The organism is Pseudoxanthomonas sp. P4_B2, from assembly GCF_056402315.1.
The window spans coordinates 152,493-164,222 of record NZ_JBFUHQ010000009.1; the positions used below are offsets into that span (position 1 = coordinate 152,493).

At 61.9% G+C, this 11,730-nt stretch carries 15 protein-coding genes; 8 read left to right on the top strand and 7 right to left on the bottom strand.

The genetic code is table 11. The annotated features are described in order from the left end of the window. Positions 1 to 6: 6 nt before the first annotated feature. The gene (locus AC1DTQ_RS18220) at positions 7 to 447 is read left to right on the top strand and encodes a hypothetical protein (RefSeq protein WP_477851412.1); all 441 of its coding nucleotides are present in this window, start codon (positions 7 to 9) and stop codon (positions 445 to 447) included. Between the two features lie 71 nt (positions 448 to 518). Here AC1DTQ_RS18220 and AC1DTQ_RS18225 read toward each other — a convergent pair whose 3' ends face one another. Then, positions 519 to 932, bottom strand: a complete 414-nt coding sequence (locus tag AC1DTQ_RS18225) for a GFA family protein (protein ID WP_477851413.1) — start codon at positions 930 to 932, stop codon at positions 519 to 521. 118 nt (positions 933 to 1,050) lie between these two features. Then, positions 1,051 to 1,278, bottom strand: coding sequence for a hypothetical protein (locus AC1DTQ_RS18230; protein WP_477851415.1), 228 nt, complete (start codon positions 1,276 to 1,278; stop codon positions 1,051 to 1,053). 285 nt (positions 1,279 to 1,563) lie between these two features. Between AC1DTQ_RS18230 and AC1DTQ_RS18235 the strand changes: the two genes are divergently transcribed. Next, complete coding sequence (locus AC1DTQ_RS18235) at positions 1,564 to 2,946, top strand: SPFH domain-containing protein (RefSeq protein ID WP_477851416.1); 1,383 nt, start codon at positions 1,564 to 1,566, stop codon at positions 2,944 to 2,946. A 486-nt stretch (positions 2,947 to 3,432) separates the two neighbouring features. Further along, a complete protein-coding gene (locus AC1DTQ_RS18240; RefSeq protein WP_477851418.1) occupies positions 3,433 to 4,347 on the top strand; it encodes a VOC family protein in 915 nt (304 codons plus the stop codon). 45 nt (positions 4,348 to 4,392) lie between these two features. Here the strand turns inward: AC1DTQ_RS18240 and AC1DTQ_RS18245 are convergent, their stop codons facing one another. Further along, on the bottom strand, positions 4,393 to 4,692 hold the full coding sequence (locus tag AC1DTQ_RS18245) for a hypothetical protein (protein ID WP_477851419.1): 300 nt from the start codon (positions 4,690 to 4,692) through the stop codon (positions 4,393 to 4,395). Positions 4,693 to 5,227: 535 nt separating this feature from the next. Beyond that, positions 5,228 to 5,443 carry a hypothetical protein gene (locus tag AC1DTQ_RS18250; RefSeq protein WP_477851420.1) on the bottom strand — a complete coding sequence of 72 codons (216 nt, stop codon included), beginning with the start codon at positions 5,441 to 5,443 and terminating at the stop codon, positions 5,228 to 5,230. A 291-nt stretch (positions 5,444 to 5,734) separates the two neighbouring features. Here AC1DTQ_RS18250 and AC1DTQ_RS18255 point away from each other — a divergent pair, with 291 nt between their 5' ends. Beyond that, positions 5,735 to 5,983 (top strand): hypothetical protein, encoded by a 249-nt coding sequence (locus AC1DTQ_RS18255; RefSeq protein WP_477851421.1) that lies wholly within the window; start codon positions 5,735 to 5,737, stop codon positions 5,981 to 5,983. A gap of 127 nt (positions 5,984 to 6,110) precedes the next feature. Here AC1DTQ_RS18255 and AC1DTQ_RS18260 read toward each other — a convergent pair whose 3' ends face one another. The 3 genes from AC1DTQ_RS18260 to AC1DTQ_RS18270 form a co-directional block, all read right to left on the bottom strand. After that, the gene (locus AC1DTQ_RS18260) at positions 6,111 to 6,389 is read right to left on the bottom strand and encodes a hypothetical protein (RefSeq protein ID WP_477851423.1); all 279 of its coding nucleotides are present in this window, start codon (positions 6,387 to 6,389) and stop codon (positions 6,111 to 6,113) included. Positions 6,390 to 6,648: 259 nt separating this feature from the next. Further along, a complete protein-coding gene (locus AC1DTQ_RS18265) occupies positions 6,649 to 6,999 on the bottom strand; it encodes a hypothetical protein (protein WP_477851424.1) in 351 nt (116 codons plus the stop codon). Between the two features lie 81 nt (positions 7,000 to 7,080). Then, the gene (locus tag AC1DTQ_RS18270) at positions 7,081 to 7,311 is read right to left on the bottom strand and encodes a DUF4287 domain-containing protein (RefSeq protein WP_477851426.1); all 231 of its coding nucleotides are present in this window, start codon (positions 7,309 to 7,311) and stop codon (positions 7,081 to 7,083) included. A gap of 211 nt (positions 7,312 to 7,522) precedes the next feature. Between AC1DTQ_RS18270 and AC1DTQ_RS18275 the strand changes: the two genes are divergently transcribed. The 4 genes from AC1DTQ_RS18275 to AC1DTQ_RS18290 all read left to right on the top strand — a co-directional run bounded on the left by AC1DTQ_RS18275 (position 7,523) and on the right by AC1DTQ_RS18290 (position 11,647). Beyond that, positions 7,523 to 8,443, top strand: coding sequence for a M14 family metallopeptidase (locus AC1DTQ_RS18275; RefSeq protein ID WP_477851427.1), 921 nt, complete (start codon positions 7,523 to 7,525; stop codon positions 8,441 to 8,443). Positions 8,444 to 8,520: 77 nt separating this feature from the next. Further along, positions 8,521 to 9,426 carry a bifunctional helix-turn-helix transcriptional regulator/GNAT family N-acetyltransferase gene (locus AC1DTQ_RS18280; RefSeq protein WP_477851428.1) on the top strand — a complete coding sequence of 302 codons (906 nt, stop codon included), beginning with the start codon at positions 8,521 to 8,523 and terminating at the stop codon, positions 9,424 to 9,426. A gap of 140 nt (positions 9,427 to 9,566) precedes the next feature. Beyond that, positions 9,567 to 10,220 carry a Crp/Fnr family transcriptional regulator gene (locus tag AC1DTQ_RS18285; protein ID WP_477851429.1) on the top strand — a complete coding sequence of 218 codons (654 nt, stop codon included), beginning with the start codon at positions 9,567 to 9,569 and terminating at the stop codon, positions 10,218 to 10,220. 110 nt (positions 10,221 to 10,330) lie between these two features. Further along, positions 10,331 to 11,647, top strand: coding sequence for an aminotransferase class V-fold PLP-dependent enzyme (locus tag AC1DTQ_RS18290; protein WP_477851430.1), 1,317 nt, complete (start codon positions 10,331 to 10,333; stop codon positions 11,645 to 11,647). The last annotated feature ends 83 nt before the right edge of the window (positions 11,648 to 11,730 follow it).

The following is an 11,730-nucleotide window of genomic DNA, read 5'->3' on the forward strand; positions in this document are numbered from 1 at the left end:
CTTTCCATGAACCGTCTGTACGCAAGCCTGTTGTGCCTGTTGCTCGCCGTCGCCGCCGCGCCGGCCATTGCGCAGGAGAAGCCTTATGCCGATGGTCCCGTCATCGTCGTCAACGCCATCAAGATCGTCGATGGCCAGTTCGAAAATTACATGGCTTATTTGAACGGCACGTGGCGGAAGGTACAGGAGGCATCCAAGGAAGCGGGCCTCGTCACCGAATACCACGTCTACAGCGCGACGGCGCACAATCCGAACGAAGCCGACCTGTATTTGGTCACCACCTATCCGAACATGGCCGCGTTCGACGGCATCGACGAAAAGATGGATCCGATCATGGCCCAGGTCACTAAGTTGAATTACAAGCAAGCCGACGAGGCCTCCGGTAAGCGCACCGTGATGCGCACTTTGCTGGGCCAGGAACTGTTGCGCGAACTGGTATTCAAGTAAGCCCTGAGGCGCGTTCGCAAGGGCGGATCCGCGTAGCCGGCCCTCGACTGCCGTGGTTCCGCCCTGCGTTGCTAGAACCACATTTCCCGCACGCATCGCCCATCGCGGGGCAGATCATCGAAGCTATCCAGGCCGTCGAAATGGTCGATCGCCAGGTGCGCGACCGCATCGGGCGTTGCCAGCCGGACATTGACTGCAATGCGGCGCCGACCCGCCTCATCCACCTCCCTGCCGAGCCAATGGGTGACGCAGCCGCAAGTCGCGCAGAAATGGATCTCCAGCGACGGCTTGGACTTGCCCCTGCGCGTGTAGACGCGCGTGGGTCCGATGACCGCAATGCGTTCGTTCTCGTAGTCGTAAGCCCAGAGCGCCCCGTAGCGCCGGCATAGCGTGCAGTTGCAGGCGGTGATCGAGCCGGGATCGCCAATGAGCGTCCACCCGGTATCGCCGCAGTGGCAGGAACCTGAAAGTGTCCGCTCGCTCATGGCGTTCCTCAATTCCGTACCGGTGCCCGGACGGAAAGCATACGAACTGGCGGGGAAGGGCTCCAGCTCGCAGGTTTAAACGTCGCTCGTCCAGTCGAACGTAACCGAGGCGCCCGGATCAGGCTGCGGCGACGTGACGCGCCTGCGGACGCCAGCCAAGCAGGCGGGCAGGCAGGAACAACAGCGCCTGCAGGAACGCGAACAGGGCGGTGAAGGTGATGCCCACCAGCCGGAACGGCAAGGCGAGCAACCAGGCCAGCGGCCAGAGCACCAGGACCAGCAGGGCGAGCGGCCAGCACAGGACGAAGAGGATGCACCAGGCAACCACGGCAATCAGTGTCTTCAACTCAGAGCTCCTAGACGCGTCATACGCGCTACCGAAGGTGGCAGCGGAGAGGAGAGTGCAACCCTCGGCGCAGGGCTGGCAACCGGCGTACGACAAAAACGCCCTGGCGGCCGACCAAGCCGAAAATAGGGCGACGAAAACGCGTTCCTATGGGCATCGTAGGGGGGCCTTGGCCCACGTCTTGGTGCCAACGCCAATGCAATCTGATCCATGGCAATGGTGGGTCAAGACCCACCCTACGACACCCCTATACTGGCCGTCCTTGCACACCTCTCAGGATCTTCCATGCTCGGCACCACCCTTATGCTGGCGGCCATTGCCGTGGCCGCCCTTATCGGCATCTCCCTGTTCTTCTGGACCATCGCCCTGCGCCGCGTGGTGCCCGTCAACGAAGTCCACATCGTGCAGACCCGCAAGAACACCGTTTCCTACGGCAAGGGCTTCGCCAGCAATACCTACTACGAATGGCCCTCGCGGATTCCGATGATCGGCCTGGTGCGGGTGACGCTGCCGGTTTCCAACTTCTCCATCGACCTGCCGGATTACGCCGCCTACGACAAAGAGCGCGTACCGTTCCTGGTGCATGTCATGGCCTTCTTCCGCATCAGCGATTCCAACACCGCCGCCCAGCGCGTGGCCTCGTTCGAGGAACTCAAGGAACAGCTGACCGCCATCGTGCAGGGCTCCGTACGCACCGTGCTGGCCGCGCACGAGATAGACCAGATCATGCTGGACCGCAGCCGCTTCGGCGAAGCCTTCACCAAGGAAGTGACGCCGCAGCTGGGCGGGTGGGGCGTGGAGGCGATCAAGAACATCGAGCTGATGGACATCCGCGACTCCAAGGAAAGCGAAGTCATCCAGAACATCATGGCCAAGCGCACCTCGGGCATCGAGCGCGAATCGCGGCTGGTGGTGGCCGATAACACTCGCCAGGCCGAGATGGCGGAGATCGCCGCCAAGCGCGAGATCGAGATGTCGCGCCAGCAGGCCTCCGAGCAGGTGGGCCTGCGCACCGCCGAGAAGGAGAAGAACGTCGGCGTGGCCAACGAGCAGTCCTCGCAGCAGGTGAAGGTGCAGCAGCGCGAAACCGCGGCCAAGGAAATGGACGTGGTGCAGGTGAAGAACGTGCGCGGCGCCGAAATCAATCGCGAAGTAGCGGTGATCACCGCGGCGCAGGCCAAGGAAGTGGCGATCGTGCAGGCCGATGCGGCCAAACAGGTGGCCATCGTCTCGGCCGAGGGCAGCAAGCAGCAGACCGTGCTCACCGCCGAGGGCAAGCTGGAAGCGGCCAAGCGCAACGCCGAGGGCATCGCGGTGGAAGGCAACGCCAAGGGTTCGGCGGAAACTGCGATCTTGATGGCGCCGGTGGACGCGCAGATCAAGCTGGCCGAGAAGATCGGCAGCGACCAGGGTTACCAGACCTATCTGCTGGGCATCCGCAACATCGAAGCCGCGCAGGCGGTGGGTACGGCCCAGGCCGAAGCGCTGAAATCGGCCGACGTGAAGGTAATCTCCAATGCCGGCACCCCCAGCAAAGGATTGTCCAGCGTGATGGACCTGTTCTCCGCCGACGGCGGCACGGCGATCGCCAGCATGCTGGAAGGACTGGCGCAGTCGCCGGAGGGCAAGAAGCTGTTGCAGAAGTTCGCGGACAAGAAGCCGGAGTGAACCTCCGAACCGCGTAGGCGAAACAATGGGTCGTCGTAGGAGCGACGTAAGTCGCGAATGAAACATGTCGGACCACTTGAATCGTTCCGGTTCGATCTATTCGCGACTTACGTCGCTCCTACGGCATTGTCGGCGCCGATGTTGTTTACGACGAGAACCGTGGGACGGTTCGGGCGACATGGTTTTCACCAACCGAGCTGGCCACCATTGCCTGGGTGGAAAGAGACAACACAGTGACCGACCCATTCTCAGGCCGTCATCCCGGCGAATGCCGGGACCCAACTTTACGCGCGCGCGGGCTTGGGTCCCGGCATACGCCGGGATGACGGTCGTAATTTTTGAGGGATGTTGGGAAGCATTTGTGAAGGGAAGGATTCACATGCGAACCCGGCACCGCGAAGCTCGGATTCACCTCTAGGGAACCGCTGTCGATTTACGGTGCCCAGGATCGTCGTAGAGACGTGACCCCCAGCCAAGGAACTTCGCATGTCCCTGCCCAAGCGCATCACCCCGCACCTGTGGTTCGACACCCAGGCCAAAGAAGCCGCCGAGTTCTATTGCTCGGTGTTTCCGGACTCCCGCATCCAGTCCGTGGTCCAGATCCGCGATACCCCGTCGGGCGACTGCGATGTGGTGTCCTTCGAACTGCACGGCCAGCCCTTCATGTCCATCAGCGCCGGGCCGCACTTCAAGTTCAACCCCTCGGTGTCGTTCTTCGTCCACTTCGATCCCTCGCGCGATGCGGACGCGGTCGCGCGCTTGGATCGCACTTGGGCCGCGCTCATCGACGGCGGCCAGGCATTGATGCCACTGGATGCGTATCCCTTCAGCCCGCGCTTTGGTTGGGTGCAGGATCGCTACGGCCTGTCCTGGCAGTTGTTCCAGACCGATCCCACCGCCGAGCCGCGACCGGCGATCGTGCCGGCACTGATGTTCACCGGCGAGGTCTGCGGCAAGGCCGAAGAAGCGGGCGAGTTCTATCGCTCGGTGTTCGAGGACTCGCAAGCCGGACAACTCGTGCGCTATGCCGAAGGCGCGGCGCCGAACAAGGCCAGCACGGTCATGTTTTCGGATTTCCGGCTGGGCGAGGCCTGGTTCATCGCCATGGACAGCGCGTATCCGCACGGCTTCACCTTCAACGAGGCCATCTCTTTCATGGTCCATTGCCGCGACCAGGCCGAGCTGGATCGCCATTGGGCGCAGCTGTCCAGCGTGCCGGAGGCCGAGCAATGCGGGTGGTGCAAAGATCGCTACGGTCTGTCCTGGCAGATAGCACCGGTGGTGATGGAAGAATTCATGACTTCCGGCGACCGCGAGACTATCGACCGGGTGATGCGCGCCTTCCTCGAGATGAAGAAGGTGGACGTTGCGAAGATAGAAGCGGCGGGACGGGGCAGTTAGTTTCGCTGACCGGGTCGGCTTCGCAATCCAGCATGCAACTAATAGTCAGCGTCGGGATCGGTCGTCGTCGGCCAGAGAGTTGTACGACTCCTGGTCTTGCGTGCGAAGCTGCTCCTTCACCAGGTCTGCGATTCTGAGCTTGACCTCGCGCTTGCGCTCGTCAGTCGGCAGGCAACGCTGCGCCGAGTCGGCTTCTCCATTGAGCCATTGCCAGAATTCGAGGGCGCTGCATTCTCTGCGCATGCGGGGCAGATGCGCCTCCAATTCTTCCAGAACCTGTTCGGCCCAGGCGGTCGAATAAGCGGGAGAACTGCGTTCGCTGAAGTCTCGGCCAAGAATCTCCATGCGGATATTCTGCGCGGCATGACGTTAAGCGACAGCGTTTATCGGCGCGAAAGGTCTGCACATCAGACGAACAAAAATGCTCTATGGAGTGTGACCGGCGCCCATTCTTTGCCACGCGGCGCTTACGATCAGCGTCGCGTCTTTCCATCTCAGCTGTTCGTTCCTAGGCTGTTCGCGGTAAAGAATCTCAAGTTTCGGCAATAGTTCGACCAACCTCTCTCTGTAATGCAGAAGATAGGAGTCGTACCCGAACTTGAAGGTGGGTATGTAGGCCTTGAAAGGAAGACGGCTGCGGTAGAAGCTGCAGTGGGGATAGCAGCTTTCCCAGTAGGCGAGTTCAGCGACGATGTCCAGCAATACAGTCGGCGCCAAGCGGTGTATGCGTTGGGCGGAAAACATGGGATACGACCTGTGGCTTGGACCACGCACGCCGCTCTAACTGTCAGCGGCTGGCTCCGTTGTACTCCTAATTGGTGGTGGCCGCCGATTGCGTGAAAGTAAGCGACTAAAGGTAGGCGTTTCTGACCGCTCTTGCTCATAGACGCTCGGCGACGCCGGCTTGCTGCAGCATCCTATTCAGCTGGTTCCGAACGTAACGGCCGTCTTCACGGCTGAGGGCGCCGTCTTCGATCAGATCCGCCTCGTCGGCGAACGCTGGCCAGAAATCTTCTTCGTCTTCGGCATCGGCCAACATGCTGGGCAAGTCGGCCCGGAGTTTCTGCAGCCGTGCGTCTATCTCGTTTCTGTCCATCGTCGTCTCCAGTAGTGGAAGACGGCAGGATTGAGCGTCGCGATCTCTTGGGCTGCGACTAGGTTTGACTGACGCGATCGGCCTGGGTGTTGCGGACAACTTCGATGGCGTAGGTGCACGAATGAAGTCCGAGCAGATGCAAAAAACGGCGCATCGGCGAATAACGGGATCAGTTTCACAATATAAAGATTGGGAATCGCTTCTTTACAGTCTGCTTACTCGATTTTCACGGCTCCGTCTGTAGGCCTCGTGTTCGACTTAACACGTTCGGATCAATATCGGGAGAGGAAAATGAAAAAGTATTCCATCGCTATGGCTTTGGCGCTGCTATTGCCCATCGGCTCGGCCATGGCCGCCACGGTGTATGTCAGCGGCAGCGGCCAGAGTTACGACCCCGGCATAGCGCTGGAGAATGCCCGCGCCGATGCCGTCGCCAAATGCACGGCGCAAGCGGGCACCCCTATCGAAGAGGTGTACAACCACCTGACCCGGGCCAATCTCTGGATCGCGTCTTCTATCTGGACATGCGAAGTGCCCTGAGACGCGCGAAATGCCCGCAGCAGGTTTGAGCTAGCCGCAGCCTGGGCTGCGATAGTGACGGTAGCGCGGCGAGGCGACCCACACGTTGTCGCGCTGCAGCTGAAAGAATTTTTGGGCGACCTTTCGTTCAACACCGCCACTGGAAGGTCGGCGGAGGTTGCGGCAATCCCGCGCGCGAAAGCGCGGCCAGCAAGCGTGCGTGAAGCCGGCTTCTCTCTTTGATATCCGCCGAATTCCTCGACACCGACTGAACCTCGCCGCAGAACCAGCGCCAGAAATCGTCTTCCGACGGAGAACGCGTCCACATCCTGGGTATATGGCTGGCGATCTCGTTGGTCATCGCGCCCACGTCGTGCTGCCGACGCGGGGTTCTTCTCTTGGAGTGCTCGCGGGCCATGGCTTTCATCGATCTATCTTGCGGCAGGCGCCGTTAGAGGGAGATACGCGAGCCGGCGATCGACGGATGCACGGACTTAACACCCCATTTTCTGTCGGTTCACGCTTGCCGCTTCATCTTCCTGACTCTAGCGACGGGCACGACGAAAAGGCGCGTGCCGGCGCGACCCGTACCGGCGCTTTGTCACTGTTCGAACAGCGCAGCGAGAGGACTCATGTCGCTGTCAGTGCCGGCATGTCCTTGGCAGGAGAGGAGCGTGCGGACGGCGCTACATTTCCGGCATCGGCAAACATTCCATGACTTCCACGCCATCGCCGGGGAAGATCGAGAAATGCGGGTGGTTCTGGAATATCTTGGCGGCGGCTTCGTGCGATTCGGCCTGGACCACGGTGTAGGCGGCCATCGCGTTGCGGATATCGGCGATGCCTTCTGCTGTGATGCGCTTGGTCTTACCCAGCGGCGCACCTTGGTCCACGATGCTCTTGGCATTGCTGGTGGCCCAGTTCTGCCAGGCCTGCATGCCCGCCTGCTCGCGCTCCTCGCGCGTCTTGGCGTCGAGCGATTTCCATTGCTCCATCGCGGCGGGGGAACCGGTAAAGATCGCTAGGAAGTTCTTCATGATTGTCTCCATGGATGGTGTGAGGTTCGTCGGATTCAGTGGCTGGTGTTTCCGGCAGATGGGTGGAGAATCGCTTCGCCGTTATCGATCGCCCTCCTTCTTTGTCCCTTTCAATAGCGCCACGATAGCCATCGAATGGCCGTGGCCCAGTCCGAAGTCCTGTTTAAGCCACGCCAGAATATCGCCCGCCTTGACCCCGGGCAGCAGACCCTTGGAATTGGCATAACCCTTTTGGGCGGCGAGGGCGCGGAGATCGGCGGGGCTTTTGCCGGTCTTGGTCTGGATATTGTCTAGATAGGCTTGGAAGGACATGAAGGCGGCTCGTTGAAGGGAAGGGCGAGCAGGCGGACCAGGGGAGGAAAGCGATGCTCTTGCTGACGACGAACTAGCGGGAGCGGAATCGACAAGATCGCCGTTGGAGCGGCTTCCGGACCTGCGCTGCATGGGCACGTAAGGCTGTAGCGGTCGCGATGGTAAAATCCCTCGCATTCTTCCGGCCGATACCAACAGAGCGAGCAATTAGATGACGACCCAGGCTTTCTATCCCATCGGCACGCCCGGTCAACCCTGGGGCTCGGCCGACGTGGCGGACTGGCGGTCGCGGCAGAGCCGCCAGCGCAGCTATGGGGCGGATGTATTGCGCGTGGTGGAAGGGCTGCGCTCGCGTTTCGACGTGGTGGAGTACGGTCGCCTGGACTACGGTGCCGATGTCTATCCGCTGTTCGCGATCAAGAGTCGCGAGTGGCGGGACGAACTTCCCTGCGCGCTGGTGACCGGCGGCGTGCATGGTTATGAAACCAGTGGCGTGCACGGCGCATTGCAGTTCGTCGATGCGCATGCGTCGCGCTATGCGGGCCGGGTCAACCTGATCGTCGTTCCCTGCGTCAGCCCGTGGGCCTACGAACGCATTCACCGTTGGAACCCGGATGCGGTGGACCCGAACCGTTCCTTCCGCGCCGATAGCCCGGCGCAGGAATCGGCCGCGCTCATGCGCCTGATCGCGCCGCTCCGCGATCGCATCGGCCTGCATATCGATCTTCACGAGACCACCGATACCGACGAATCCGAGTTCCGCCCGGCGTTAGCCGCCCGCGACGGCGTGGCGTACGAGCCCGGTGAAATCCCCGATGGCTTCTATCTGTGCGCCGATAGCGAGAACCCGCAACCGGAGTTCCAGCAGGCGGTGATCGCGGCGGTGGCCAAGGTTACCCATATCGCCCCGGCCGACAGCGAAGGCCAGATCATCGGCTCGCCGGTGGTCGCCCCGGGCGTCATCAACTACGCGTTCAAGCGGCTGGGCCTATGCGCGGGCATTACCGACGCCCGCTACACCACCACCACCGAGGTCTATCCCGACAGCCCCCGCGCCACGCCCGAGCAATGCAATGCCGCGCAAGTGGCGACGGTATGCGCGGCGATTGATTTCATGTTGACGCACGCCTGATCCGCGAATTTCCGGTCTCGCAGCCAGGGTAGGTTCGGATGTTGACACAGTCCATTTATCTGATTAAAGTCAGATAAATGGACGAACAGCAAATCCAGCAAGTCCGCAGCTTCAACCGGGCCGTTACCCAACGGATCGGAGTGCTGTCGGACGACTACCTCAGCCGCGGCCGTCCGCTGGGCGAATCGCGGCTGTTGTTCGAGATCGGCAGGGGTGGTGCGGACCTGCGTGATTTGCGCGCACGGCTGTCGTTGGACTCGGGATATCTCAGCCGGATGCTGCGTTCGCTGGAGGCGCAGGGCCTGGTGAATTCGCAACGCGCCGCCGAAGATGGCCGGGTGCGCCGGGCGGTGCTGACCCGGAAAGGGCTGCGGGAATTCGACGCGCTCGATCGCCATTCGCAGGATTTCGCGACTTCGTTGCTGGCTTCGCTAGGTGCGGCGCAGCGCGAGCGCATGATCGCGGCGATGGCGGAGGTGGAGCGGCTGATGCGCGCATCGGCGGTGACGATAGAACCCGCCGATCCCGCCAGCGCGGACGCCCGTGCGTGCTTCGAGGCGTATTTCCACGAACTGGAAGAACGCTTCGAGACGGGATTCGATCCGGCGCGCACGGTGTCGGCCAATCCCGAAGAACTGCTGCCGCCCGCGGGGCTATTCCTGATCGCGCAACTGGATGGGCGTCCGCTCGGTTGCGGCGCACTGAAAGTGACCGCGCCCAGGGTTGGCGAGATCAAGCGCATGTGGGTGGCGCCCGATGCTCGAGGCCTGGGCATCGCCCAGCGCTTGCTCGATGCGCTAGAGCGGCATGCGGGACAGATGGGTCTGGATACGCTGCAACTGGACACCAACCGCGCCCTGAAGGAGGCCCACGCGCTATACACCCGCAACGGCTACCGCGAAATTCCCCGATACAACGACAATCCCTACGCCGACCATTGGTTCGAGAAGCGGGAACTGAAGCGGCACGCTGAATCGGCGTAGAAAGTCGCAGGAGCGCTCGCCGAGAGGGCTCGCAACGTAAATATTTCACAGCCCGACGAGCCAGCCGTATGGGTCCCGGGACGTGGAAACGAGGCGTCGTCCGACTTGAGCTATGCTTCCAGCCCCGGGGAACGGAGCAGATGGCAGCGCGCGCCATGCAAGAAGACAGCTCCAACAATCTTTCGCCAGAACTACTCTCACAGCTGGCGCTGTGCGGGGATGCCAAGTGGTATGGCCGAAACGAGCTGCTGATCGAGGAAGGCGCAGTCTCCGACGCGCTCTACATTCTTATCGCCGGCCAGCTCAAAGTCTTCACCCAGGACGACAAAGGTCGTGAGTTGGTCTACAACATCCTCCACCCCGGAGAGTTCTTCGGAGAGCTTTTCCTCGATGGCGGGCTCAGGTCGGCATCGGTGAAAGCCGTCGTCAATTCGCAATGCATCGTGGTCGATCACCTGGCGATCCGCGGTTTCATGAAGACCTATCCGGAGTTCGCGGAATGCCTGGTCTACAAACTGATAGCGCGATTGCGTCATGCCACCCAGCTGAGCAAGAGCCTAGCGCTGCATGACGTTTACGAACGTACGGTCGACCTGCTGAATCAGGTTGCATTGAACGAGGGGGATATCCGCGTGGTGCCGGTAACCCTGACCCAGCAGGAGATCGCAGATCGAGTGGGCGCCACACGGGAGATGATCAACCACATTCTTCGCGACCTGATACGCGGAGGATTCTTGGCGAGAGATGAACAGAAACGGCTCGTTTTTTCCAAGATGCTGCCGAAGCGCTGGTAGGCCAGAAGGCGGGAGCGGCCCGCAATCTCTCTTTTCGATGTCCGTTGCCCCCACGCCAGCGCGTTGGAGTTCTTGATGGCCGTCCCAGCCAATCTGTGGAGATCTTCGACATGGGCCTTACCCGACGCAGTTTCCTTACCGCACCCACGGCGCTGGCCGCCACTTCGCTGCTTCCGGCCGGACTGCTGTCCGCACTCGCTGCCGAAACTCCTGCCTCGCCGGACCTCTCCGATTGGGACAAGGTGCGCGCGCAGTTCGTGCTGGACCCGGCCTATCTGCACTTCGCCAGCTTCTTCATCGCCAGCCATCCGGCGCCGGTGCGCGAAGCGATCGAAGGCTATCGCCGCGCCATCGATGCCAATCCCTTCCTGGTGATCGAGCGCGGACTGTTCGAAGACGACGCGCACAACGTGCCATTGCAAGTACGGACCGAGATCGCTGGTTACCTGGGCGGCCGCGCGGAGGACGTGTGCTTGACCCCCAACACCACCACCGGCCTGGCCCTGGTTTACCACGGCCTGCCACTCAAGCCCGGCGATGAAGTGCTGTGCACCACGCATGATCATTATTCGCACCACGAATCCATCCGCCTGGCCACCGAACGCACTGGCGCCAGCATGCGCAAGATTCCCTTGTTCACCGATGCGGCCAGCGCCACCACCGATTCGCTGATCGCCGCCTTGTTGGCAGGGATCGGCCCGAAGACGCGCGTGATCGGCCTGACCTGGGTGCATTCCAGCAGCGGCATCCGCCTGCCCATCCGCGAGATCTCCGCCGGTTTGCGCGCACGCAACGGTGCACCGCTGCTGCTGGTGGTGGATGGCGTGCACGGCCTGGGCAGTACCGACGAAACCATCGCCACCATGGGTTGCGATTATTTCTGCGCGGGCACGCACAAGTGGATGTTCGCCCCGCGCGGCACCGGGTTGGTTTGGGCCAGCGCCGACAACTGGGCGCGGCTGCATTCGATGATTCCCAGCTTCAGCGATTTGGACCAGTACACGGCGTGGGAGAAGGGCGAGAAACCCGCGTCGCCCAACAACGCCAGCCGCATGAGCCCGGGCGGCTTCGTCGCTTACGATCATCAATGGGCGACCGCCGCGGCGTTCCGCATGCACCAGCAGATGGGACCGGCGCGAGTGGCGGCGCGCATCCGCAGCCTCAACGACCAGTGCAAAGCCGGCCTTGCCGAGAATCCGCGGGTGAAGATCCACACACCGAAATCCGGCGATCTTTCCGCTGGTTTGGTCTCCTTCGAAGTGGAAGGCGTCAAACCCGCCGACGTGGTGAAGCAGCTGCTGGCCCGCAACATCGTCGCCAGCACCAGTCCCTACGCCATCACCTACGCGCGGCTTGCGCCGAGTCTAGTAAATACGCCCGAAGAAGTAGAGCGCGCGGTGCGGGCGGTACGCGAGATCTCGGGGTGAGCGGAGCCGATTCCGCTTTCTAAGCAGGATTCGGACAGCTTGAAGGGTCCGCTGGGACGGTGTCCGCCTCGATGCAGAAATTC